Source organism: Psychrobacter sp. Sarcosine-3u-12, assembly GCF_002836005.1.
In the GTDB taxonomy this organism is placed as follows: Bacteria; Pseudomonadota; Gammaproteobacteria; order Pseudomonadales; family Moraxellaceae; genus Psychrobacter; species Psychrobacter okhotskensis.
Map to the genome: position 1 here is coordinate 1 of NZ_PJBY01000073.1, position 24,411 is coordinate 24,411.

General features: G+C 41.0%; 22 protein-coding genes and 1 pseudogene. 6 read left to right on the forward strand and 17 right to left on the reverse strand.

Features of this window, described 5'->3' with window-relative positions; genetic code table 11:
- Positions 1–237 precede the first annotated feature (237 nt).
- From CXF65_RS02425 to CXF65_RS02440, 4 genes are all read right to left on the reverse strand, one after another.
- Positions 238–591, reverse strand: coding sequence for a hypothetical protein (locus tag CXF65_RS02425; RefSeq protein WP_101210920.1), 354 nt, complete (start codon positions 589–591; stop codon positions 238–240).
- Between the two features lie 47 nt (positions 592–638).
- Positions 639–1,238 carry a tetratricopeptide repeat protein gene (locus CXF65_RS02430; RefSeq protein WP_101210945.1) on the reverse strand — a complete coding sequence of 200 codons (600 nt, stop codon included), beginning with the start codon at positions 1,236–1,238 and terminating at the stop codon, positions 639–641.
- A gap of 321 nt (positions 1,239–1,559) precedes the next feature.
- Positions 1,560–2,063, reverse strand: coding sequence for a hypothetical protein (locus CXF65_RS02435; protein WP_101210921.1), 504 nt, complete (start codon positions 2,061–2,063; stop codon positions 1,560–1,562).
- 143 nt (positions 2,064–2,206) lie between these two features.
- Complete coding sequence (locus CXF65_RS02440; protein WP_101210922.1) at positions 2,207–2,827, reverse strand: recombinase family protein; 621 nt, start codon at positions 2,825–2,827, stop codon at positions 2,207–2,209.
- Between the two features lie 272 nt (positions 2,828–3,099).
- On the opposite strand from CXF65_RS02440, the gene CXF65_RS02445 reads away from it, so the two are divergent.
- Positions 3,100–3,951: a thymidylate synthase gene (locus CXF65_RS02445; RefSeq protein WP_101210923.1), complete on the forward strand. Its 852-nt coding sequence runs from the start codon at positions 3,100–3,102 to the stop codon at positions 3,949–3,951.
- 171 nt (positions 3,952–4,122) lie between these two features.
- On the opposite strand, the gene CXF65_RS02450 is transcribed toward CXF65_RS02445, so the two are convergent.
- From CXF65_RS02450 to lgt, 7 genes and pseudogenes are all read right to left on the reverse strand, one after another.
- Complete coding sequence (locus CXF65_RS02450; RefSeq protein WP_101210924.1) at positions 4,123–4,635, reverse strand: hypothetical protein; 513 nt, start codon at positions 4,633–4,635, stop codon at positions 4,123–4,125.
- Complete coding sequence (locus CXF65_RS02455) at positions 4,632–6,740, reverse strand: site-specific integrase (protein WP_101210925.1); 2,109 nt, start codon at positions 6,738–6,740, stop codon at positions 4,632–4,634. Before CXF65_RS02455 ends, CXF65_RS02450 begins: the two co-directional genes overlap by 4 nt.
- Complete coding sequence (locus tag CXF65_RS02460) at positions 6,740–9,178, reverse strand: site-specific integrase (RefSeq protein WP_101210926.1); 2,439 nt, start codon at positions 9,176–9,178, stop codon at positions 6,740–6,742. The genes CXF65_RS02455 and CXF65_RS02460 overlap by 1 nt, the downstream gene beginning before the upstream one ends.
- Positions 9,175–10,410 carry a tyrosine-type recombinase/integrase gene (locus CXF65_RS02465; protein WP_101210927.1) on the reverse strand — a complete coding sequence of 412 codons (1,236 nt, stop codon included), beginning with the start codon at positions 10,408–10,410 and terminating at the stop codon, positions 9,175–9,177. Before CXF65_RS02465 ends, CXF65_RS02460 begins: the two co-directional genes overlap by 4 nt.
- Before the next feature lie 99 nt (positions 10,411–10,509).
- Positions 10,510–11,130: pseudogene (gene thyA, locus CXF65_RS02470) on the reverse strand (thymidylate synthase); the annotation flags it as partial.
- Positions 11,131–11,186: 56 nt separating this feature from the next.
- Positions 11,187–11,927, reverse strand: coding sequence for a DUF2971 domain-containing protein (locus CXF65_RS02475; RefSeq protein ID WP_157824006.1), 741 nt, complete (start codon positions 11,925–11,927; stop codon positions 11,187–11,189).
- A gap of 13 nt (positions 11,928–11,940) precedes the next feature.
- Complete coding sequence (lgt, locus tag CXF65_RS02480; RefSeq protein ID WP_101210929.1) at positions 11,941–12,825, reverse strand: prolipoprotein diacylglyceryl transferase; 885 nt, start codon at positions 12,823–12,825, stop codon at positions 11,941–11,943.
- A 303-nt stretch (positions 12,826–13,128) separates the two neighbouring features.
- Between lgt and CXF65_RS02485 the strand changes: the two genes are divergently transcribed.
- The 3 genes from CXF65_RS02485 (at position 13,129) to CXF65_RS02495 (ending at position 17,579) form a co-directional block, all read left to right on the forward strand.
- Positions 13,129–14,760, forward strand: a complete 1,632-nt coding sequence (locus tag CXF65_RS02485; protein ID WP_227523182.1) for a DUF4139 domain-containing protein — start codon at positions 13,129–13,131, stop codon at positions 14,758–14,760.
- A gap of 488 nt (positions 14,761–15,248) precedes the next feature.
- Complete coding sequence (locus tag CXF65_RS02490; RefSeq protein WP_101210931.1) at positions 15,249–16,067, forward strand: NRDE family protein; 819 nt, start codon at positions 15,249–15,251, stop codon at positions 16,065–16,067.
- A gap of 417 nt (positions 16,068–16,484) precedes the next feature.
- Positions 16,485–17,579 (forward strand): NAD(P)-dependent alcohol dehydrogenase, encoded by a 1,095-nt coding sequence (locus CXF65_RS02495; protein WP_025651507.1) that lies wholly within the window; start codon positions 16,485–16,487, stop codon positions 17,577–17,579.
- A 151-nt stretch (positions 17,580–17,730) separates the two neighbouring features.
- Here the strand turns inward: CXF65_RS02495 and CXF65_RS02500 are convergent, their stop codons facing one another.
- Entirely contained in the window at positions 17,731–18,252 is a 522-nt protein-coding gene (locus CXF65_RS02500) for an RNA pyrophosphohydrolase (protein WP_025651508.1), read from the reverse strand.
- A gap of 512 nt (positions 18,253–18,764) precedes the next feature.
- Between CXF65_RS02500 and CXF65_RS02505 the strand changes: the two genes are divergently transcribed.
- Positions 18,765–19,178, forward strand: coding sequence for an OsmC family protein (locus CXF65_RS02505; protein WP_101210932.1), 414 nt, complete (start codon positions 18,765–18,767; stop codon positions 19,176–19,178).
- Positions 19,179–19,192: 14 nt separating this feature from the next.
- Complete coding sequence (locus tag CXF65_RS02510) at positions 19,193–19,618, forward strand: MAPEG family protein (protein WP_025651511.1); 426 nt, start codon at positions 19,193–19,195, stop codon at positions 19,616–19,618.
- A 47-nt stretch (positions 19,619–19,665) separates the two neighbouring features.
- On the opposite strand, the gene CXF65_RS02515 is transcribed toward CXF65_RS02510, so the two are convergent.
- The 5 genes from CXF65_RS02515 to tatA form a co-directional block, all read right to left on the reverse strand.
- A complete protein-coding gene (locus CXF65_RS02515; protein ID WP_101210933.1) occupies positions 19,666–20,685 on the reverse strand; it encodes a tRNA dihydrouridine synthase in 1,020 nt (339 codons plus the stop codon).
- A 64-nt stretch (positions 20,686–20,749) separates the two neighbouring features.
- On the reverse strand, positions 20,750–22,249 hold the full coding sequence (locus tag CXF65_RS02520; RefSeq protein WP_101210934.1) for a UvrD-helicase domain-containing protein: 1,500 nt from the start codon (positions 22,247–22,249) through the stop codon (positions 20,750–20,752).
- 179 nt (positions 22,250–22,428) lie between these two features.
- Positions 22,429–23,286: a twin-arginine translocase subunit TatC gene (gene tatC, locus CXF65_RS02525; protein ID WP_101210935.1), complete on the reverse strand. Its 858-nt coding sequence runs from the start codon at positions 23,284–23,286 to the stop codon at positions 22,429–22,431.
- Entirely contained in the window at positions 23,286–23,984 is a 699-nt protein-coding gene (gene tatB / locus CXF65_RS02530) for a Sec-independent protein translocase protein TatB (RefSeq protein ID WP_025651515.1), read from the reverse strand. The genes tatC and tatB overlap by 1 nt, the downstream gene beginning before the upstream one ends.
- 62 nt (positions 23,985–24,046) lie before the next feature.
- Complete coding sequence (tatA, locus tag CXF65_RS02535) at positions 24,047–24,316, reverse strand: Sec-independent protein translocase subunit TatA (protein WP_101210936.1); 270 nt, start codon at positions 24,314–24,316, stop codon at positions 24,047–24,049.
- Positions 24,317–24,411 lie beyond the last annotated feature (95 nt).

A 24,411-nucleotide genomic window follows, 5' to 3' on the forward strand; every position in this document is an offset into this window, starting at 1 on the left:
TGCTTGTGTCTTTATCTGGTTGCCACTCATTTGAATTCTATACACACCCTAGTTTACCAAGTTTAGGTGTACGGTTTTTTCAGCATAGCTCAACTGTGTCACTGCTTATATTCCAATAACAGGAGAGTAAGCAGTAACTAGGCGAACTGACATTAAAAAAACTGGTCGAGCAAATGGCTAGCAATATAAATAGCTTTGATGGTATCAAGGACTTTCAAAAGCAACCGCGAGAATTCATCATTTACCCTCTGCTCTAGCTCTATCCTCACCTGAAATAGCAAAAGGTCCTTTTATAAACCAATCATCGTTAGCCTTGGTAAAGCTCCAGCCTCTTGTATCTACTTGTCTCTCTCCTTCATAGTCAATACCTACTGATACCACACAAAAATATTTACCCTCAGTTTCGGTGGCTTTACATTCAGTGTAATCGAGTTCTACCTGATCTTTTAAAGATTGATCAGACATATTACGTGTGACTTTAGATACCACAAGTTCTTTTATTTCAGAGTCACTTGGAGCTCCACTAGATGAACATGCAATGACTGGTAAAATAAGAGCAGATAACGCGAATAGTTTTAATCTTTTTAACATTTTTTACCTCAATTTTTCTAAAAAGTATTAACCTACTTATCATCGCCTTAAGTATCAGACATATTTTCTAAATTAACTTTTGCTGCATCGCTACCATTAGCAGCTGCTTTGGTGAACCATTCAATAGCCTTATCATGGTCTATTCCTTTTATTTCAGAAAGTGCTTTCGCTACGTCTAGGTAATCAAAGCTTTTAGGGTTATCAAGTCCGAAATCTTTAAATAGTTCTTCATAATCCTTAGGTGATAATTCTGTTTCATTTATTTCATGATCATGCAGTATCGTATATACAGCTTCGGGAGTCTCTTTACCATCACGATAGATTAACCCTAGATTATTTTGGGCATCAGCATGACCTTGTTCAGCTGCTTCTGTGAACCATTTAAATGCTTCGTAATCACTCTGTGGAATAGCTAAACCCTCTTTGTACATTAATCCTAGATTGTTTTGAGCACCAGCATGACCTTGTTCAGCTGCTTTCGTAAATAACTCAAACATCTTTTTATAGTCGTATTTAACTACAGATATATCGCTGTCTAAAATTCCTTCTGTACCATTTTTAAGAATTGCACCTATACAAGCATTTACGCTAGCTTCGGTTGGCTCCCACCGTATCTTTGTTTCTTCTGTAACTATAGGTTCATTCATAAGTCATTCCTCAAGGTTGTAAATCCGGACAAATTTTCATCTCTTAACTTACAGCAATTATTTTAAATATGAAACTAGCTTCAGAAGGAAGGCGACAATTAATGTCGCAAAGTAGATAAGTTAGCTTGTGTAAGGTTAGATAAACTAAATCCACAAAAAATACCCTTTGCTGAGGGGGAGGGTAACTAGACAGCTTATTTAGTCCTATTTACCATGTACCATGTACCCTAGGTTCGAAAGGATCAATCCAATAAAAAAGGATGCCACCAATTTGGTAAGCATCCTATTGAGGTGTGAAATACTTGTTAAAGCCATACTCTCTTATTTACAGTAAGTATTGAACAGCACACCTACTGCCTTACGAGGAATATGATCAGTCCAACCCTCATCGCCAAGTCCAGGTCCATACTTACCACCAATTGCCATGGAATCTTTTAAACTGATACGCTCGTTGTCACCCCTTTCGATGTATGAGTTACGAGGGTTTTGACAGTTAAGTAAAACCCAGTCGTCAAATTCTTCACTAGGAAAGGCATAACCAGCGCCTCTGACGCGAGCTAATGCATACTTTACTTTGCCATTTTCTTTAATAATCGTATGTGGACTTGTATAGTACGTTTCGTTTTTGATCTCAGCCGAACTTTCCCAAATTTGTGTCATCCTAGCATCGGGTTTCTCTGCTTTACCAAACTCAGGGTAAGAGTAGACGTCAATATAAGGTACTTCATCAGGATATTTGTTTTCATACAATATAGCTGTAGCCCCAACCTGACTACTGATTAGACCAAACCCCAAAACAGCGAGACCAACCACTGAGTTCTTCATAAAAAGTCCTATAGTTAAATTTTAGACCAGAATTTCCGGACATTTATTGTACTATAAAGATAGATTAATGTTCGTTTTTATGGCATATATTTAATTATAGTATTAGAGATATTTACTGTTCATTTATTATAGCTTGCCTTAAGTCATATTGATTTTGACTCTTTAATGACCTCAGCAATCAGCTGACGTGAGCACTTAGCCATCACCTGTATCTCAGAATAGCTGTGACCAGCTTTCAATAAGCTTGCGATGATTTTGCGTTTCTCAATATCCTTCCTTCGTCCTTTATACTTGCCTTCAGATTTTGCACGTGCAATACCTTGCATTTGACGGTTGCGGCGATCCTCGTAGTCTTTACGAGCAATGGCAGCAAGCATATCAAGTAGCATATCGTTAATGGCACGTAGTACGCTATCCATAAACTCAGAGCTATTCGCTTGCTGCAGAGCCATATAAGACGTTGGCAACTCTTTTGATACTACAGAGAGGCGTTTAGCTGACAGCTTTTGCTTGAGGGTGTCCCAGTCGGTTGGGTTGAGCCGCGCTAATCGGTCTATCTGCTCAACCAAGATCACATCGCCTTCATGAGCGTCATCAATCAACTGCATCAGCTTGGGGCGCTCTAGCGTTGCCCCTGATTCATTCTCAATATAGAAGGCAGCAATTTTGTGACCATGATCGTTGGCAAATGCTATGAGTTCACTTTTAGCACGTTTGGCGTCTTGTTCTTTGGTAGAGGCGCGGAGGTAGGCTCTGATAAACATAAACACCTAAAATAGTCTATTATAAGTGGTTCCATTATAGCAGTCTATTTTAAGTGGTCTATTAATAGGTTTGAGGGGCTAAATAGCCGGTTCCCTTGGGGTATAGTCTTTTGATAAGTTATTAAGACAATTAGTTGTTACGAACAGGTTTGTACAATTGAGCCTTGAAACTTTATAATGCTCAATGAAATCAAAAGATAAAATGTGTTGTGCATATAGTTTAACAAAAACTACCTTTTGAGATAAGTTTGTAGTCCAACCAAGGTTATTGAATGAAACAGTATCTAGATTTATGTCAGCGTATAGTTGATGAAGGTGTATGGGTCGAAAATGAACGAACTGGAAAGCGTTGCTTAACCATTATTAATGCTGATTTAGACTACAACGTAGGAGCTAATGAGTTTCCCTTAGTAACTACTCGAAAGAGTTATTGGAAAGCAGCTATCGCAGAGCTGTTGGGATATCTACGTGGTTATGATAGCGCAGATCAGTTTCGAGCTATTGGATGTAATACATGGAATGCCAATGCTAATGAAAATGCAGCTTGGTTAGCTAATCCTTATCGTAAAGGTAGGGATGATATGGGCCGAGTATATGGTGTACAGGGACGCAGGTGGCGTAATTCAGTAGGAGAGGAGTTTGACCAGCTTCGTAAGATTTATAATAACTTGCGAAACGGTATTGATGACCGAGGTGAAATCCTAACTTTCTACAATCCAGGTGAGTTTCATATGGGATGTTTACGTCCTTGTATGCATACTCATACATTTTCGTTGTTAGGCGGAAAGCTTTATTTGACTTCATCACAACGTTCATGTGATGTGCCATTAGGTCAAAATTTTAATCAGATTCAAGTGTTTACCTTACTAGCTCTCATGGCTCAAATTACGGGGCATGAGGCTGGAAAAGCTTATCATAAGATCGTAAATGCACATATTTATGAAGACCAATTAGAGTTAATGCGCGATGTGCAATTGAAACGCGAACCGTATCCAGCACCTAAGCTTCATATTAACCCTGACATTAAGTCTTTCGAAGACATTGAAACATGGGTAACACTAGATGACTTTAAAGTTGAAGGATACCAGTATCATGAGTCTATTGCCTATCCATTCTCAGTTTAATGTAAAAATAAAGTGAAAGCTGAGAAGGTTGATAAATTTTTATTAGGTATAAAGTATTAATATATGTGATTTGTACTATGGGATATATGCTTATTAGCTAAGCTCTCGCTAGCTTTTAAGCAAGATGAAATCAAGATTATGCTCTTTATAGCATAGATGATTTTTGACAGACTAGTGTATAAGCTGTTTCGATCCTGCATCTTCTAAGGCTAAAATTTTTCTCAATTTCTTAATTTCTTGTTCAGCTTCTGATAGTGACCTTTTGTCTGTGTCAGATAGTGTTTTATAGTAATCTCGTGACTCTCTCATTTTCTGTAACCGTTTATCTGAGTGCTCAGCGATCCTTTTTATATCTTGATATTCATTAAACCAGTAGATAACCTCATTTTGTGTTCGACTTAGCTTCGCTTCAAGCGCATTTTTTGCATCGTTAGTGCTTAAACGTACTTGTTCTTCAAGCGATTTCTCTTTAGTTTTTCGGGCTTCTCTAATCTGTTTTAGTTTTTGGCCAGGCCAAACTCGGTTTGAGATGGTGTTCCGATGAATACCAGTCATTTCTGAAAGTTGTGCTACAGTGACTTTCAACCTCTTATTGCCTTTAATGTCCGATAATGCTTTTTCCAATAGTAATGTATTTGCGTCATAGTCGTCTCTATTTTTCTGGTCATAAGCTTCATTACTCATAGTTCGACTTCCTCACCAAGACTTTCCAGTACCACTTTAGCTTCGTTCATTGCCGCTAAAATTTGATCACGATTTTGCGAGTATTCTGGTTTATTTAGATTGACCTTATTTAATGTGTAAACTTCACGCCATTTAGGAGCATGTTTAATAGTTACAACGGCTTGTTTACACCGAGCTGGGTTACAGCGTAGTGAACCAATACATGGCAAACTTGAATCATACTCTTCCTGTCTATTACCATAGCAAAGCCCCTGTCCCATGTAGACAACGGCAACTCCTTGATCTACCATTGCTTCATACACTTCATCTTCCGTATAGCCTTCAGCCATATATCCATTAAATGTCTTAATTAGACCTTTTTTATGCTCATACGCTTTACCGCCATAATACGTGCCATTTGGATTATGGGCTGTTTTAATAGCCTCTAATTCAGCTGCTCGACGCAGTGATTTCTTATCACCTTTTCGGTTCCCATCTTTTGATAGCATGTCACCTATATCACCATACCCTAGCGTTACTAATGAAGTAGAGCCAGTAGAGGTGTAATTAGAGACACTATCCACAAAATGTTTTAATTGAAAAGATATCAGAGGTAGACCAACTTCAGCCCTGAATAGTTGATATGTTAGGGTGTGTCTTAACATATATGGATTAAATTTTATTTCATTAGCAACGTTTTTGCCTAATAGTTGACTAATAAAATTATTCATTTGATGTGCAATACCCTTACTATCCATTGACTGTGGGGAGCTACCAGGTTTAACAGTATCTACATTAGAAACTAAATAAGGTGAAACTTTAATTTTTGAAATATACGAGGCTGCTAATATTGCATCTTTAACAATTGGTATAGCTACCCACTTATCGTCGAATAAACCCGTACTAACTTCATCTTTATGTTTTTTGACAGTACTTTCAATAAGCCAAACACCATCACTTTGAACTAAGCACGAACAATTCTGAACTCTTACTTCTGATAATTCAGATGGTCTCATACCTGTATACTGACCTACTAAATATGTGCATGCGTACGTTACGAGGTTGAAGTATTCTCTAAGATTATCTAGCTTATAACCACGTTTTTTCAATGCTTTACGTAAAGTCAGTCCGCCCATAACATTAGAATCTTTGTTGAGCATCCAATTATAGGATTCCACCATATTTGTAACGAAACTCGTAGAATAGCCTTTAGTTCCTAGCCTAATAGCAATATAAGCATTTAAGATTTCGTGGGTTACTCTTTCTTGGTTTGCCCATGATAGATGGTTGCTTGTATCAAATCTTTCTAACGAGTTAGAGTCAGATATTTTTGCTGAAGCCCCTATAGCACTTAAAAAGTCAACTATGATAAAGGAAGCCATTTTCGATAAAGACTCAAAGACCAAGTCTGGTAACACTTGATCTTTCTTTTCTTTATCAATATTAGCTCTTTTCTTCCATTTCAGGCTATTTAACTCTACATAAGCAATAGGCTTTTCAAATACATACTTAACAGAAGCTGGACTGCGCAGGTATGTGAAAAACTTATCTAGCGCTACATCTTTTACACGATCATAGTTTTCAGCAGCTCTGGAATACAGTTCGGGTGTTATGTCGGAGAATGTCTGGATTTTTTCTTGAACAAACTCATAACCTAGCTCATGAGAAGCTTGTTTAAATATTTCATTAATAAATGTTAAACCCCTTTCAAAAGATGTAATTAAGGAGTTAGCTTTCAATGTTTTTTTTGATCGACCTTTACCTTCTTTTTTCTGAACTTTGAAAATTGAATTGTTGAGCAAGGCTAACTCAAATATAATTTTTATTTCTGTTAAGACAAATATTGGAATCGCTGTATATTTTGAAAAATTAATGCGTAGCTTTGCACCCTGAACATTCCTTGCAGCATTAGGGTAGTCTTTATTAAAGTTCCAAACGCAGTCAGAAAATTTCGATAATTTTGATACGGGTTTGTCCATAAGAGACGTCATATACTCTACATCATCTGTGTGCTTATGCCGAAGACTCTCATTTTTCTGATCTATAACAGAACTTAAGGCATTTAAGATATAGAGACGATGTTCTACAAAACCTGTTAACACATTTAGTCTTGTTTCATAATCCATTAAATAACTCCATCAACCAATGTTGTTGTTTCAACGTACTCTGCTAAACGTTGCCCATTCTCTAAATCCTCTGAGGAAAAGTCAGATAGCTCTGGATCTGTAATGCCTTTTATTAGTTCCATATTCTCTGAAATGACATGTCCATAGGGTGTATCCATGACACGTGTGTGCTCTATTAAGAGAGTGTAGTCGCGCTTCATTGCAAAAATTTCAGGAAGGTTTTTTGCTGTAATAATGACATTATCACAACCTAAACATTTATTATATTGTGAACATGGAGTGCCTGGAGTATAGGACGCTAGGTTCTTTACAAAGTCTGGCGGGTCGAAAATATTTCTGCATTCAGCCAATGGGGTATGAAAGGTCACTATTAATTCATCATTAATTTTAGTTTCTATAACTTCTGACAGCTCTTCATTCTGTTTATTAAGAGTCGATTGATGTATTTCTTTTAATTTATCATTTATCTTTATTCTACTTATCGAGTTCAAATCAAAAGAATCCAGATAACCAATAGTTGTTTGAATTGACGAGTGTCCCAACATGAGCTGAATTTCACGTAGAGTTACGCCATTTTCAAGCATCTCACTAACAAAGGTTGGTCTAAACCGACTTATTGTAATAGTTAGCGGCTCTCCTATATCATTTTTTAAATCATATTTTTCAGCAAACCTAGACAAACTAGCTCCCAATGCTTTTGCATTTCTGTTTTCATTTCCTAATATTGGAGATACCCTGCCGTGCTTTTTTGTACTATCTGACTGATAAATGAACAACCTATCTTTAAAAACCTCATCTTCAATGTCCTGTCGAAAACTACTCGTCAATCGGACTAATTCTTCAAAAATATTTTTTATTGACTTAGCTTGAGATGATGTAAGCCATGTTAGTTCTGCATTAAAAAGGTCAAGGTGGTATTCTTTATGACCATCAGACCGTTCTTTCCAATATCTAAGACAAGGCCGTGATGTTGCTGGGTGGGAGTCTATGTAATCATTCATGTTAAGAGAAAGTAAAGAATCTGTATTTAAACCAGTAATTTGAGCAAGTCTTAAAATGTAAGGCGTTAGTGTATCCACGTTTACCATTGGGATAACCCCCCATTCATTGTATGTCTCTATCAAACCCTTATCTGAACCCTTAATTATTCTTAAAAAAGACTTCTCAATAGGTGACTTAGCTGTATTGTTATGAACTGGCTTACACATTAAGAGGTTTTCAAAGAGCCAACGCGCATTCTCTAATGTCGAGAGACCTCTTATGACCGAATTTTTTTCGTCCAGAGGGTTTTTACCTATACCTGTTTTTTCATAAGGTATGAGAGCTGCTCTAGATTCACGTAGTCCTTTTTCGATAGCATCTAATACTTGGATTCGCTCGTTCGTTGTAAATGGCTTTTTTGCATCTGTTTCTCTACTTGTGGTAAAGCCATCTATATCGAAAAAAGTATATTCCATATCACGTACTTGGGTCAGTCTATACAGTGTTTTGCGTACTGAACTCAGGACTGTATTTGCATGATGATTTGATATGTCTTTGCTTATTATCTTTTGCTCTAAATATTTTCGATATCTAGATAGAATATGTTCATCAAAAACTGCCGTTATTTTTAGAGGGGCAGTTCCATACAGTTCAGATAAGAACTCCATAAATAAACTGCTCGCAATTCTGTAATTACTCTTACCTGATTCTGAAGAGACAGTTTTACTAGTACAAGCAAACAGTTGCTCAACCTGAATAAAAGGTTCTAGTTTTGAAGGAACGAAGAAGTCAGTAGCAGCAGTTAACTCTCTTGCTGCCAGTCTATGAAAGCGTTCTATCTGACTTTCACTATAATTTTTTCTATTAACGTTCGCTTCGCTTGTTCTTTCAGCAACGCTTTTATAGTTTGAATCAATAACTCCAAGTTTTTCAAGATCCTTGTGAATGAAGCTCCAAGCATCTTTAACAACCTTAAATCTTAAAGAATTTCTTTTTATAGGTAATTGTTGCGAAGATATTTTTTTTATCGAAACCTTATTGCCAAAAATAGGTAATGCATACTTTTCTTCTTCGGATAGCTGTCTATACCAATTTAATAGTTTCCTTGAGTTTTCGATACTAGCAGCTTCGTAATTTTCATCTGGTATCACCAAAATTCCTTCTTCAATCATCTTCTCAATTAAAGGATTTGTAAGAGCCCTATGTCTGTGTGCAACAGAGTATGAGATACCTACAGCATTTTGAATATGCTTGATGGCTACACCGAAACCTAAAGTACTATCAGCCTTACTGATTGGTACTTCCCACAGCGCCTCTATATCTTCAACTGTTTGCGTTACCCATTCTATAACAGATTCTTCGGCATTTTTATTCAGTCGTTTCTCTTCAACCTTTATACTTTCTAGTTCAAAAAGATCCTTGTAAGCCTCATTGGTGGCTATTTTATTCCTTTTCATTTGATGTCCTTAATGCCAATTCTCAATTGTGTACTTTTACTCAAGCGTCTCATTTTTCCCGCTCTAGTTAGTAAGTCGCCGTTTTCATCACACATACTATTGTAAATTTCCTGAGGAATACTGGTATACATTTGGGTAGTACTAAGTTGGTTATGACCTAAGTTTTTTTGTACGATAACGAGCCGATCTAGATAGTCGTATCCTAGATCATCGGATTGTAATATTGCGTAGGCATTACCATGTCGAAGCTTGTGAGGAGAGATTATTCTATTGAGGTTACCCTTCTTTATTGCACGCTTGCTGAGACGCTCAAGTAGTTTGTTGATCGCGCTACGTGTATAAGGAGTACCTTTGGCATTAAAAAATGCTGGGGTTTCATCTGGACTTTCATATTTGCGAGCATGTTTTTTATACAACGGAGACGCATGATATTTCTGTACGCGTTTAATGGTTGCCGAACTAACTAACGTCCACCGCGGTTTGATTTGATTTCCACGCCCTTTGCTACCTTTAATGGCTAAAGGTACGTAGTCTGCATGAATAGGTTGGTCGGAATCTTCTGAAATAAACTTTTCAGAGTTAAAGTTGATAGTATCTTTAAAGTCTTTAAGAGTAACCCTGATCAGCTCTGAACGCCGCACACCAGAATCGTATAAAAACTGAAGTAACACTCTTTCTCGTTCTGATTGAGTAGATTTAATCAATATGACGAGATCATCAAGAGTGCATGAAATAATTGGTGTGCGTTTCGGTACTTTTGAAAGGTATCCATTACTATATGGATTATCTTCTCTAAGTGGCAGACGGTCTTCCGTACGACTGCAGAGGAAGTTAATGAAAGCGTATATTGCCCCGTCACGATTTCTAATAGTAGCTGAACTTTTACGCTCTTCACTACTTAAGAAAGTAAAGTATTGCTGAATTACATATTCTGGGACTGTAATGAATACTTCATCAGTTTCATCATCGTTATATTCTGGACGACTACGGATATACTCTAAGAAGTAAGTTAGATTTTTGCCATATGTATTTGCTGTTCCATAGGCAATCTTTTCGTGCTTGAATTGATATGATAAATACTCAGAGATAATAGGAAGGATTTTACCGCTATCATCAAATACGCCAACCCCATTCACTTTGACTTTCTGATCTAATGATAAGTCTGGTATTTCATTAGTTACACAAGATTTTGATAGGTCTAATTCTTTATTGGAACAAATCTTAATATCCATACTATGGGCCAAATTAATACATAGATTAAATTGTATAACATATTATGCATGACCTGATCTTTGCTATAGATATAGAGAAAAGGGAAGTTTCTAGGCTGCTAATAATTCATACTGTGAATTACCATTATGGGGGAATAATAGGAATAAATCCGCTGAGCGCTGATAGAGCTGGCAGGACAGTTTATTGTCCGCGACAAAGAACTGAAATAGTGTGTGACAAGGTGGCAAAGCGACTTGCTCTGCTTCACCGGGATTCCAGCCGGAGACGATCAAGCGTCGTGAATTGGGATTGGTCTTGATTTGCTCAACGACTTGGGTGATTTGATCGACACCATCGTTATTATAGCTGCCATCGTCACGCTTACTCGCGCCATAATTGCGCCACTGATGACCATAAACGGGCCCTAAATCCCCAGCAGGACGCTTAAAGCGCGCCGTCTGCTCAGCCGTTGCCCATTCATTCCAAATACGCACGCCATTTGCTTGTAAGTAATCAACGTGAGTACTACCGCTTAAAAACCACAGTAGCTCATAAACGATAGACTTAAAATGCACTTTTTTAGTCGTCAGCAGCGGAAAGCCTTCTGCCAAATCAAAACGCAGCTGCGCGCCGAAGTGACTGAGAGTACCCGTGCCCGTGCGATCGCCTTTTTCAGTGCCGTTCGCCAACACGTACTGAAGTAAATCAAGATAAGCTTGTTCGTTTTTACTAGTAATCATGGTTTTCAACTTTGATGAATATATATAAATTTATTAGATTCTAAAGTTTTGATCTATTAGTTTTTTGAGCCAATTAATGAAGATTTATGAATTGGAATGTCTAATTTATAGGTATCTTTGATAAGTTTGTGAACTGTATCTTCAAACCAAGCTGAAGAATTAGGATGTAAAATAATCTTTTTTATCATTTCTCTACTATGTTCAACGGAAAGGTGGATGCCAGCTTTATCATTATTACTCTCTAGGGTAGCATCATTGTCTACTAGTACTAGTCTGGCTTCATTCTCAAAAGAGAAGGCTTTATGTTTATGGTAGAGCCTATAAGTAAGATTACTAATTTTACCGTTCACTGAAAAATCATTGTTATTTGAAAACCAAGAAAAGATCTTTTTTCTATCATACAGGTTATAGGCACTATCAGGCTGCTGATAGTAAACTTCACCGAAGTAAGAACACATAGGATCAAAATTTGAAGCACTATAAGCTGACTTAAGATCACCATTAGTAGTCTGTATTGCTAAAGAATCATCAGATTGACCATAGCTGTTCCACATAGCGTGTGATTCAGGTTCATCTTGATACCAGCAACTTACATATACCCAATCTTTAGCAGTTACTAACTCACCTTCAGTCTGAAAGTGGTCTTTTTCACCATTGAATAAATGAAGATTACCTTCCCAGTTGTCAGTGAAAAGATTGGCTTTAGGAATAAAGAAACCTTGTTCTAACATAGATATTAATTTTACAAACGAAACATATCTTGTTAAAACGATATGTGGACTTAATTTTTCAAGCATTTTAATCCTTATATTAATAAGCTGCTTGCTTACCCCAGTCATAGATACCGCGTTTGTAAGCATAAACCAACATAATCATACCAATAATAATCATTGGCGCGGTTAATATCTGACCTTTGGTCATCCAACCCAACAACACAAACCCTTGGTCAGCATCTGGCTGGCGGAAGAATTCGATGATAAAGCGGCTAATGCCATAACCCAACAAGAATACAGCCGTCGCAGCCATACGCGGGCGCGGCTTCGATGAATACCACCATAAGAAAAGGAACAATAGCAGTCCTTCTGCTAAGGCTTCGTATAACTGCGATGGGTGGCGCGGCAATAAATACTGTCCATTTACCTCAAGCATCAATTCTTGTAGCTCAGGATTGGTCTGTAATTGCTGCATATCAAAGGCAGCCGCTTGCGGGAAATACGTCAGCCAGTTATAGCCGCCATCAGAGACACGGCCCCACAGCTCCCCATTGATATAGTTGCCGATGCGACCGAACAGTAAGCCCGTCGGTACACAAGGAACGATAAAGTCAAAGACTTGAAAAGGTGTCTTCTTATATTTACGGGCGAAGAACCACATACCGAGCATCACGCCGATGAAACCACCGTGGAATGACATACCGCCTTCCCAAACCTTGAGAAGGTACGCCGGATTTTGCAACAGCTCGCCGAACTGATAAAACAACACATAACCGATCCGACCACCTAAAATGACACCAAGCGCGCCATAAAAGACCAAATCAGAGACCATATCGGTGGTCCAACTGTCGCGTTTGGTACTGCGATACCATGCTAGACCGAACGCCGCGGCAAAGGCCAATAAATACATCAGTCCGTACCAGTGTACTTCTACCGGACCCAAGGACAGCGCGACAGGGTCATATTGCGGATGAATCATCATAAGGATATCATTATTATTGATAATAGAATGTGGGTCATAATAGCAAAAATAGTTTGTTAGGCATACCAAATTACTATTAGGCGAATCCCATCGTAACAACTTATCTGCTACTGGTAACATCTAGAAAGAAAGATAGAAAACCGCTAAGATATAAAAAAGCTCCTTGAGAAAAGTGCTTTAAGAAATAATGCTTAGAATAACGATTATAATAAATATAGCATCATGTTTAATAAAGCGTTACAGAGCATGGGCTTGCGCTAATGAAACCTATTAATGGATTAAACGTACTTTTAAGGAATGATTATGCAAGCTGATTTATCCAAAGTGGCAATATCATCTAAGTTGATTGCTAAAACGCGGTTAATGTCGCTGAGTTTATTTGGCATAGCGGCTTTAAGTGTGACTCCTGCTCAGGCAGCCAATAGCAGTATTGAGCAAGTGACGATTTATCAAGGCTTAGCCAGTGTCACCCGTGCGTTACCCATTACTAATAGTGGCGAGCAAACGCTGGTTTTTTCTTGTTTATCCCCTTATATCGATAAAGACAGCCTGAGTGTGCAAGCGGCTAATGACGTTAATATTGGCGAAGTCAGCATCGAAACCTTAAGCGCTGAACAAGCGGCACAGTGTCAATATCAAGGTGATGCCAACGTACAGACGCAGCAGAATAATTTGGACGCGATTAATGCGGAGTTAGAGGCGGCACGCTTAGCAAAAGCCTACTTGCAAAACCTTACCAAGGTCACGCAAATGAGTACAGATGGTAGCCTTGCCGATAATGCGCGTGAGGTAGAGACGCAAGCGGCCAGTATCAATAAAAGAATTTTGAATATTCAGCAGCGCCAAGCGCGCGCGCAAGATACGCTGAACCAGCTGATGGCTGGCAGTACAACTCAAGCACAGGATAGTGTGACGCAAGTGAGTGTGCGCGTCGCAAGTCGTTCGCCAAGCAGCGTCAAGCTGCATTATCAAGTGCGCGGCGCCAGTTGGGAGCCGACCTATCAAGCACGTCTCAACACGGAGAGCAAACAATTAAACATCATCGCCTCTGCCGTTATTGCCCAGCAAACAGGGGAGAATTGGCTAAAGGTTCCTTTGGTATTAAGCTCAGTTAATCCCAATCAAACCACGACCAGCCAACTACCAAGAGTCGAGCGCTTGTCATTATATGAAGAACAGCCAAATAGTAAATTGTCACGCTATGCACAGCCTATGATGGAGTCTGCTCCAGTCGTTGTTGTAGGTAGTGATAGCTATGGCGGAGCAGGGGCTGCAGAGATGCCACCGCTACCGAGCTTTAGCGTGAGCAGTCAGAATAAAAACGGCATCACCGAATATCGACTGCCGCAGCGTATTAGTATTCCAAGTGATGGCAGGCGGGTACGCACGGTTATTGATGAGCAATCAGGCAGTAGCAAGCTGTGGATTCGTAGTACGCCGAGTGTGGAAGCCGCTGGCTACTGGTACGCATCCGCGCCGTTCTTGACTCCGGCTTGGGTCGATGGCTCTTTGCAATTGTACCGTGATGACAACTATGTCGGGCAATCGCGCTATAGCTACCAGAATCTAAAAGAGCAGGGTATTGGTTTTGGCATCGATCCCAGTATGCTGGTCAAGCAACTCACTGATGAAGACAAACAAGGTGATAAAGGCGTGTTTAATCGTCAGCAAACCAGAACGACCATCCAAGCCTATCAGTTCACCAATCAGCACAATCGTAGCGTGCATTTACAAGTCTTGGGTAGTGAGCCGGTTAGCAGTGATGACAGTATTAAGGTCACTGCGACGCACACCCCAGCAGTGAGCCAAAAAGACTGGAATGACAATAAAGGTATGGTCGCTTGGGAGTTTGATTTGCCGAGTAAACAGTCGCAAGTGATGCAGTCTACTTATCAAATTAGCTATCCGGCTGATAAGCAGTTAAACACCAATTAATGCTAAATAAGAACTAGGGTCTGTTGAACATTCAAATATTAGGACTGCTGATCGCTAAAATCGTCTCAAACCTTTTATCAAATCAGGCGTAAACCGACGATAATGTCGAGACCTTAGCTAGGTTTACAACAACGTTTGGGGTGATTTTAGCATCAGCCCCAAGTATACAAGCAGGGGCAGGGCTATTTTTTGCCAATACATGGCGAAATTGTCGAACCTAGAACGACTAGTCGTCAAAAATTTCACTGCGTATTGTCTAAAAAATAGACGCTGCCAGTACCACATTTGAATGTTCATCAGACCCTATATAATCGATTCAATTGAAAAAAATATAATACCGATGGGAGTGCTGTTAGGATAAATTTTTTGAAGCCTCTGGAGTGCGAAGCGCACAGCAAGCTAGGAAAATTTATACCAGCAGGACGCTATTTTGAACGACCCTTTTTGATATCGGAACGATTATATAATAATCATATAAAAGGAATGCTATGTGTATCGTCGCCATTGCTTGGCAATTATTTGATGAGCTGCCTTTGGTTTTATTGTCCAATCGCGATGAGTTTTTGCAGCGCCCAACCGAGCCGTTACATCAATGGGCTGATAAACCTATCTGTGCCGGACGCGATAAACAAAGCGGCGGCACTTGGTTAGGTATCTATCAAAAGTCATATGACGATTTATATGAGCAAAACGGACGTTGGGCAGCGGTATTGAACTTTCGCGATGGCGTGCAGGCAAGTAATGACGAACGCTCACGTGGTGAACTGGTCACCGATTTCTTGACCAGTACGCTAAGCCCAATAGAGTTTGCACGGCAAATCAGTTTGCAAGACTATGCTGGCTTCAATTTAATTATAGGTGATGCGACCCAAGCGGTCCTCGTTAATAATCGTGGTCATGCTCCCACGCCCTTACATGCAGGATTGCACGTTATCTCTAACGGTCAGCCAGAGGATAGTTGGTTCAAAACTGAGCGCCTACGTGGCAGACTGCGGCAAGAAGTATTGCCCTTGATTGCTGAGAATAGCTCACCTGCATACTGGCAACAGGCGGCCTTTGAGGTGCTGTCAGATAATATCAAAGCACCAGCGGACAAGCTGCCAGATACTGGCATGACCAATGAGATTGAGCAAACCTTGTCTTCTATTTACATCGAGCCTGTCGCTTTTGGCGATAGTGCTAAGAACGTACCAACTTATGGCACTCGCACTCAAAGTATCTTAACGTTGCGTGATGAGGATAAAGGCTCAAATTTTACAGCTCAGATTGTCAGTCGCGAGTACCCACACTCAGCAGTTGGTGAATAAAACAATCACTTATTTTCAGTCATATGCACCCTTGTTCTCACACGAACCAGTAGGCAATTTTAAAAACCCTAAAGTAATTGTGGTTTTTGCTTTAAAGTGTCGCGCTTATGGCTTACACTCACTGAGTAGGGGCTTAGAATTTACTGCTAGTATCTAATGCAATTACTGACTATTAAATGACAGTCAGGGCGTGTTTTCAATTCATTCAATACTCATCTAGATGGGCTAAAAATGGATAAACCTTGCCAAACATTGTCAAATAGCTGGTTAATATCCCGATATTATCTACGCTATTTTTCTTGTTTGACGGAAATCGATCTCATTTTTATCACCATTTTTGAAATGAAGACACGCCCTAGTATGAATCAAATAAGTGTGAAAACAGTGTGAAAACAGTGTGAAAACAAGGAGTGTGACATGAGTATGATGAAATCACTAATATTTGTTGCGCCAGGTAAAATTGAAATTGCAGAGAAGAAAATTCCCGATGTTGGGCCCAATGACGCTCTTATAAAAATCACTACAACGACCATTTGCGGCACCGATATTCATATTTTTAAGGGTGAGTATCCCGTTGCTCAAGGGTTGACCATTGGTCATGAGCCAGTCGGTATTATCGAAAAGCTCGGTAGTGCGGTGATGGGTTATGAAGAAGGTCAACGAGTGATTGCTGGCGCGATTTGCCCAAGTTTTACTTCTTATGCCAGCCAAGATGGCTTTCCTTCACAAGATGGTGGTTACATCGGGCCAGACGGGACTTGTCCTTGTCATGGTTATAAAGCGACTGGCGGATGGCGCTTCGGTAATATCATCGATGGCACGCAAGCCGAATACGTTTTAGTACCCGATGCGCAGGCCAACCTAGCGCCTGTGCCTAATGGGCTGACTGATGAGCAAGTGCTGATGTGCCCAGACATCATGTCTACTGGTTTTAAGGGTGCTGAAAATGCCAATATCAAAATTGGCGATATCGTGGCTGTATTTGCGCAAGGTCCAATTGGATTGTGCGCCACTGCTGGTGCCAAGCTGAGAGGGGCGTCTACCATTATCGCTATTGATGGCAATAACGAGCGCTTAGCGATGTCTAAGAAACTGGGGGCCGATATTACCCTCAATTTTAACGAAGTGGATATCGTTGACGAGATTATGAAAATTACTGCGGGTCGCGGGGTTGATAGCAGTATCGAAGCATTGGGCTTACAATCTACCTTTGAACAATGTCTGAAAATTTTAAAACCAGGCGGTACGCTATCAAGCCTTGGCGTTTATTCAGAAGACTTAAGCATCCCCATGTCACACTTTGCAGCAGGTCTTGGTGATCATACTATCCGCACCGCCTTGTGCCCGGGTGGTAAAGAACGGATGCGTCGTCTATTAAATGTGGTGGAGTCAGGGCGTGTCGATTTATCTGAGATGGTCACACATACCTACGCGCTAGACGATATTGTTGCAGCCTATGACTTATTTATGCATCAACGTGATGGCGTACTAAAGGTTGCCATCAAACCATAAATCTAGGGCGTGTCCTCATTTTCATCACCATTTAGATTGTTATCAGTTGAATTGAGGACACGCCCTAGCTATTTTAAATACAAAAAATCCTGCATCCATAATAGATGCAGGATTTTTTGTATTTACTACCAAACAAACAATAAACCAGAGGCTAGGTAAGAAGCAAATGGTTGGTCTGCTCAGGGATAATCAGTTCTTGTTTAAGCGGTAATTCACGTGCCAGCTCTTGCAAAGCACGACGGTATACCCCGCGTTTAAAGTGAATCACTTGTCCGAGTGGATACCAGTAGCTGACCCATTGCCAATGGTCAAATTCCGGTTTTCCCTCATCAAAGCGGATATGTTGAGTATTTGGCTCATCTAAGCGCAGCAAAAACCACTTTTGTTTTTGCCCAATACACAAAGGGTGCTGTCCATGACGCACATAGCGTTTCGGCAGCCGATAACGCAACCAATCTTGCGTGACTGCCAATAAATCTACATGACGCGGATGTAAACCGACCTCTTCCCAGAGCTCGCGATACATTGCATCCATCGGCGTCTCCCCGCGGTCGATACCGCCTTGAGGAAACTGCCAAGCGTTGTGACCAATACGTTTTGCCCACAGAACTTGTCCTTGTGTATTTGCCAAGATGATGCCGACATTGGCGCGAAAGCCGTCTGCATCTATCATGACTAACCCTTTTTAATTTGTCTAAAAATAGCTTATTTCAACATGACACAACGATAGCAATCATAATTATTATAGGGTGACAGTTATCAATATCAGGTAAAAATAAGATTCATTACCGTTATTAAACCAAGAAACAACCCAAATGTGTAACAGTATTTTGCTATAAAATGTTTCACGAGTTTAACCCTTTAAAATCAGACAGTTATAAATGGATTTTTGTAGGTAAGTTTTAGACGCCATAACGATAAATCTAAGTTATATTTAAAAAGGCATATTCAGAGCAGAACGATAAATCTCACTAACCAAAGTGAACACTCAAAAATAGACTCATCAAACGCTCAGGGTAATAATCTAAGACAGTGGCTTTTTAAAATCTCGTTTTAGCTTATGCTACACTAGGGCGTGTCCTCAATCTGAACCCTAAATGGTAAGTGGGCTAATCTCAAGCAAAAATAAAATATTCAGCCAATAAAAAACGTTTAAATCACACATTAAAATAAGGGTAATCTAACATGTCAGAGTCAAAAGCAAGCGTTACGTGGCAAGAAAATAAAGCCTTTAGGGGCGTGTCCCCATCGGGACATAACGTTCAAATCGATGCCGATAAAGAGAAGGGTTCCAGTCCCATGGAGCTAATCCTACTAGGGCTAGGTGGTTGTGCGAGCTACGATGTGGTAGCGATTTTACAAAAGTCACGTCAAGCAGTGACAGACGTGCTTTGTGAGCTGACAGCTCAGCGTGCTGAAACCGTCCCAGCGGTATATACTGATATTCATATGCACTTTGTGGTGACTGGTCAAGATATCAAAGATAAGCAAGTTGAAAAGGCGATTCATTTATCAGCAGAAAAATACTGCTCGGCCAGTAGAATGTTGGTACAAGGTGGGGTGAATATTACCCATGATTTTGAAGTGATTGCAGGGTAGGGGCAAATAGACTAATGAATGCACTCTTTGGGTTGATCCCTAATACCGCAGCGTCAGCGATTTGGGCGATGGTGGTGGCAAGTCTGTTACCACTCGCTATGGCACTGACTGCGAAAGCCATTGGTGGCTTTAACTTGGCTGACAATGCGCATCCGCGTGACTTTTTACACAGTACGACTGGCGCAGCAGCACGCGCTAATGCCGCTCAGCAAAACAGCTATGAGACATTACCCGTATTTTTGGCAGCGGTATTGGTGGCGATGTTGTTCTTTGTACCGCAATCAATTATCAACACGCTGGCTTGGCTTTATGTGCTGATTAGGGTTGGCTATTGCGTGGCATATATTACTAATTTGGCAACGTTTCGCTCGATACTTTGGGTATTATCAATTGCCTGTTGTTTGATGCTTTTTTATCTGGCCATTCGGGTAAGCGTCTAGCGTTCGTTTTTTATCAAAAGACCAGTTTAGAATAAAGGCAGGTATTATTATCGGACACTCATTCGTAGTGCGCTAATAATAGCTGCTTTATTTTTTTCTCGCTTTATACGGTCCCACAATATCTTTGCCTCGCTATAGCCTTTGGTGAGCATCGCTAACCACTGCTTATAACGTCCGACCAATACCACATCGCTTTTTGCGGCACCTTCTAAGAACTTAATCTGATGCCCGATTAAGTCTTCCCAGACTAAGGCGGTCAATGTTTCTGCATCATTATTATGGCCATCAACCTGCGCAATCAAATCGGGACGAGTAACCGCGCCGCGACCTAACATCAAATGATTGGTCCCCGCTTGCGTCATACAATTCTGTGCATGCTCGGCGTTCCATATTTCACCATTGGCAATGACGGGAATATTAAGCGCATTAAAACTTTGAATCTTGTCCCAGTAAGCGGGCGGTTTATAACCTTGGGTTTTTGTCCGTGCATGAATGGTTAGCCAATCAGCACCACTGTCTTCAATCGCACTGCGAATATCATCCATGCGACTGGTGTCGGTATAGCCCAAGCGAATCTTTGCGGATACAGGAATATCGCTAGGTACTGCTGTTCTTACTGTGTTGATTATCTCGTACATGACTTCAGGTTCATCAAGCAGCACTGAGCCACCACGATGGCTATTTACCGTTTTAGCCGGACAACCAAAGTTAATATCAATGGCCGGCGCCCCAAGCTCGGCAGCATAAGCGGCATTGTCAGCCATCAACTGCGCGTCACTACCGAGTAGCTGAATATGAATCGGCGTACCGGATGCAGTTTTGGCATCATAATGCAGCTCTGGCACGTACTTATAAAACACATGCGCGGGCAAGACAGTTTGGGTGACGCGAATAAATTCACTCACTGACCAATCATAAGGACGACCCAAGTCTGTGGCAATCTGTGTCAAAATTTGCCGCATTAATGGATCGGTCAAGCCTTCCATTGGTGCGAGTAGGCGGACGGGATTGGCAAATAACTGTTGTATGGTGTTTTGGCGTGTCTGAAGTTGCTGATTATGATTCATGATCGGAAAGTCAACATTATAAATTGAGAATGGCAAAGGCGATAAAGGGTGAGCTCGGGCAACATTAAGTATTGCCAAAAATCACTTTTTTACCCGTCTGCAATCCTGATATCAAGTCTTTGATATGATGGATGTCCAAATTACTTTGCGCGCGCGTACAAGCGACATAGAGCAAGCGCAATTCTTCTGGGCTTATCTTGACCGCATTGGTGGTCACATCATAATAAAAATCATCATCGAGCTGTACTTTGCCCCATTCAAGGCCTTTCGCTTTATGCGCGGTTGAGATGACATAGTCGGCATTTTCAATACTGGATAAGCTATTGACGGCTTGGCTCAAAACATTGGTGCCATGGTCGTCGACCAGTTTAACCAAGGTTTTAAGGTCACTGCCTTCGTTGGTTTCAGAGTATTCTTGTACGTCACCCCAATTATAAAAATACGCCAGCTCGGGCACGCCATATGCTGATTTACCATTTTTTAAGTTCTCGGCTGCCTGACAGAACTTAAGCATGCGATCGGTATCCGCTTGTAGCGCCACTCGGTGACCGAGTTTGAGACCAGTCAATAGCTGCGACATTGCTGCCGCATTGGTACGACATAGGATGGCATCTTTTTTACTGTGTACCAAGCCTTTTTCGGTAGAAGACTGCTTATTTGGGTTGCCTTTTAACGGTACGTCTTCTTGCAGGGCTTTGAGCAAAGTATTGGCAATCTCAGCAATCGGTTCACCAAAGCGAAACGACTGCGTCAACAAGGTCTGCGGCAATGGCAGCTTTTTCATCGCATTGACCGCGCCGCGCCACTCATAAATCTGCTGATGGGCGTCGCCGACATAAATCACCTGCCGTGGCTGCTGGGTCAAAATCCCCATCATTAAGGGGTCGGCATCTTGCGCTTCATCAAACAAGATGAAATCCGCAGGAATACTGGGCTTGGATAATGCCCATAATTTAAGATAGATATCATGCCCAATACCAGCCGGATGGCGCGCATCAATCGATTGTAGCCAGCGTTGCTCAACGGCGGGGTAGAGCATCTCGCGCAGCTGCTCGGCATCAGAATCATCGAGCCAACTTGGAAATTCAATATGCCGTGGTGCAGGATAACTGGCATGCGTACTACAAAAATTGTTCACCGCATCACTAACGAAGCGCGACAAGCGTGCTGGCGTGAGGGTGATATATTTATTAACCCCATCCATTTGCCGACGTACTTGCACCGGTTGTAAGCCTAAATCATCACCCAGACGTTTGGGTGAAAAGCGTGGTAATGACAGTTTGGCGGTAATATCACGGGCAACATGACGATAGGCGAGTGAGTGAAAGGTACGGCAATCCACGTGACCGGGGAATTTTTGCCGCGCATCGTTGGCAATCGCCTTGTTAAAGGCTAGATATAAGCCGCGCCCACGTAAGCGTTCACCGATCAGCTTCAGCGTCGTTGTTTTACCTGCGCCTGCATAAGCGACCACTTTAAATGACTTGTGATCCATTGCCATATTAAGCGCGCTCAGCTGCTCATCAGTGGGATCGCTCATATAAGCTGGCATAGATGCGGACATAATAAAGCTACCTAAAAGACTAAAAGTGAGTAAAAACGATGGGGGTAAAAAAAGCCACTGGATAAGCAATGGCTGGCGAACAATAATGACGCTTAGTAAGGCTAATAACTACTTCGACTATAAGCTAATAAATGGGATAGAGGGCAGTCGAATCTAATTACTATAGGGGCTGTGTTTTTTTACTCACTATCTACGGCTGCCAAATCAGAACTAGGCTTTTCTTTGATTAAGATTTTTGCTAATAGCAGCCCTAACTCAAACAATAGCCACATGGGAATGGCGAGTAACAACATCGACACACCATCAGGCGGTGTAACGACTGCTGACACGGCAAAACAACCCACAATAATATAGCGACGTTTCTCTTCTAGGCTTTGAATGGAGACAATGCCCACCAATATCAACAGTAAGGTCACCACTGGAATCTCAAAAGTCAGGCCAAACACCATAAACAGCTTAAGTGCAAAGCTTAAATAACTGTCGATATCCGTCATCGGCAAGACATTCTGCGGCGCAAACATGATAAAGAATTTCAACACGCCTTTGAGCACGATAAAGTAAGAAAAAGCCACACCCGCATAAAATAAAAAAATTGATGACGCAAGCACAGGAATCGCGATTTTTTTCTCTTTTTTATACAACCCCGGTGCGACAAATGACCAAATCTGATACAAAATATAGGGCATGGCACAGAAGGCAGCGACAAAAACGGTCAGGCGTATCGGCGCCATGAAATTGGAGGTGATATCCGTGGCAATCATGGTCGAATTGGCGGGTAGCTGAGCGACCAATGGATCGGATAAAAAATTATAGAGCTCGCGCGAAAACCCAACTAACGCTAAAAATATGACCAACACTGCCACGCATATTTTGATTAAATGCGAGCGTAGCTCAATCAGATGCTCAGTGATTGGCATATCAGCGAGTGAGGCTAATATGTCATTAGAGTCCTCATCAATCGCGGTATCAGCTACTTGCTCTCGGTCTGCGTCAGCGACTTTTTCTTGGCGACTCTTTTTGCGTTTAAATAAACCCACTAATCAGTCTCCTGCTTATTAACAGAAAGCTGTTTGTTTAAAGCGCTGTCTAAAGGCCGGTTTAGTAACATATCTGCTTTATAGTTTGGTAAATAGGGCGCTGCAGGTAAGCGTCGTGCCTTATCATAAGCGCCCAAACGAAACCACATGTTTTCCCATGGCTTGGTGGTAATGGCTTGAGTAATTGGTTGAGTATTAGCAATAGAGGCAGTTTTTGAGGTTTCGTCGTCAGTAGCGTGTTTCAGTAATTGCTCAGAATCTGTTGCTGTTTCGTCCTGACCGTAGGCGTAGTCGAATACCTTGGGCGTGATAGATGGCGTGTTTTTTTGACCGCTAGCATCTTGCTGGTGATTGCTTTTGTCATTATTAGCATGGTCAGCGTCTGGGTCATGCGCAGCTTTTAGAGTCTGGTTCTGTGAAGACTCAAACTCTTGCATACTGCCGCGCATTTCTGCCATCTCACGCCGCATCTCCGCCTCAGTCTCACGGATTTTAGCCAGCTCTTTTTGCATTTGTTGCCGCGTTTCAGCCAAGTCAAGCTCAGCCTCTATTTCAGACTGTAACGTAGAGACCGTACGGCGAATTTTAGCATACCATTGCCCAGCAGTACGCGCTGCTTGGGGCAGTTTTTCTGGACCCAAGACAATTAAGGCAATAACGCCAAAGAGCAGTAATTCAGAAAACCCAATATCAAACATAATGGTTGATTATCACTATCTAGATGCTAGCAGTATTATACCCAGCACTATACTCGGTATTATCAATGGTGCTTATCGTCAACAGGCACAGTGTCAATATCGCTATCTTTCACTTTATTGGTTGCGGCGCGATCTGTTGGGTGTGCATTGCCATCATGATCGAGAACCACCTGTTTTTTGGTATGCTCTGCATTTTCGTCTTTGACTGCCTCTTTAAAGCCTTTAACAGCACCGCCCAAATCCTTGCCTGCATTTCTAAGCTTTGAGGTGCCAAATACGACCACCACTACCACCAATAATATCAGCCAATGCGTAATGGAAAAACTGCCCATAATGGTATCCTTAATGTCTTGGTTGCGATATCTATATATGAATGCCTTTATTTTATAGAATATAGATCTATTAAACAAAAAATATAGACGTAAGA

Bases quoted from the DNA above. Each gene is read 5' to 3' on its own strand.
- CXF65_RS02450 (WP_101210924.1), bottom strand. From the start codon at position 4,635: ATGAGTAATGAAGCTTATGACCAGAAAAATAGAGACGACTATGACGCA.
- CXF65_RS02485 (WP_227523182.1), top strand. From the start codon at position 13,129: ATGCAAGCTGATTTATCCAAAGTGGCAATATCATCTAAGTTGATTGCT.
- CXF65_RS02495 (WP_025651507.1), top strand. From the start codon at position 16,485: ATGAGTATGATGAAATCACTAATATTTGTTGCGCCAGGTAAAATTGAA.
- CXF65_RS02515 (WP_101210933.1), bottom strand. From the start codon at position 20,685: ATGAATCATAATCAGCAACTTCAGACACGCCAAAACACCATACAACAG.
- lgt (WP_101210929.1), bottom strand. From the start codon at position 12,825: ATGATGATTCATCCGCAATATGACCCTGTCGCGCTGTCCTTGGGTCCG.
- CXF65_RS02475 (WP_157824006.1), bottom strand. From the start codon at position 11,927: ATGCTTGAAAAATTAAGTCCACATATCGTTTTAACAAGATATGTTTCG.
- CXF65_RS02465 (WP_101210927.1), bottom strand. From the start codon at position 10,410: ATGGATATTAAGATTTGTTCCAATAAAGAATTAGACCTATCAAAATCT.
- CXF65_RS02490 (WP_101210931.1), top strand. From the start codon at position 15,249: ATGTGTATCGTCGCCATTGCTTGGCAATTATTTGATGAGCTGCCTTTG.
- CXF65_RS02425 (WP_101210920.1), bottom strand. From the start codon at position 591: ATGTTAAAAAGATTAAAACTATTCGCGTTATCTGCTCTTATTTTACCA.
- CXF65_RS02445 (WP_101210923.1), top strand. From the start codon at position 3,100: ATGAAACAGTATCTAGATTTATGTCAGCGTATAGTTGATGAAGGTGTA.
- tatB (WP_025651515.1), bottom strand. From the start codon at position 23,984: ATGTTTGATATTGGGTTTTCTGAATTACTGCTCTTTGGCGTTATTGCC.
- CXF65_RS02505 (WP_101210932.1), top strand. From the start codon at position 18,765: ATGTCAGAGTCAAAAGCAAGCGTTACGTGGCAAGAAAATAAAGCCTTT.
- CXF65_RS02455 (WP_101210925.1), bottom strand. From the start codon at position 6,740: ATGGATTATGAAACAAGACTAAATGTGTTAACAGGTTTTGTAGAACAT.
- CXF65_RS02500 (WP_025651508.1), bottom strand. From the start codon at position 18,252: ATGATAGATGCAGACGGCTTTCGCGCCAATGTCGGCATCATCTTGGCA.
- CXF65_RS02435 (WP_101210921.1), bottom strand. From the start codon at position 2,063: ATGAAGAACTCAGTGGTTGGTCTCGCTGTTTTGGGGTTTGGTCTAATC.
- tatA (WP_101210936.1), bottom strand. From the start codon at position 24,316: ATGGGCAGTTTTTCCATTACGCATTGGCTGATATTATTGGTGGTAGTG.
- CXF65_RS02520 (WP_101210934.1), bottom strand. From the start codon at position 22,249: ATGTCCGCATCTATGCCAGCTTATATGAGCGATCCCACTGATGAGCAG.
- CXF65_RS02510 (WP_025651511.1), top strand. From the start codon at position 19,193: ATGAATGCACTCTTTGGGTTGATCCCTAATACCGCAGCGTCAGCGATT.
- CXF65_RS02460 (WP_101210926.1), bottom strand. From the start codon at position 9,178: ATGAAAAGGAATAAAATAGCCACCAATGAGGCTTACAAGGATCTTTTT.
- CXF65_RS02440 (WP_101210922.1), bottom strand. From the start codon at position 2,827: ATGTTTATCAGAGCCTACCTCCGCGCCTCTACCAAAGAACAAGACGCC.
- CXF65_RS02430 (WP_101210945.1), bottom strand. From the start codon at position 1,238: ATGAATGAACCTATAGTTACAGAAGAAACAAAGATACGGTGGGAGCCA.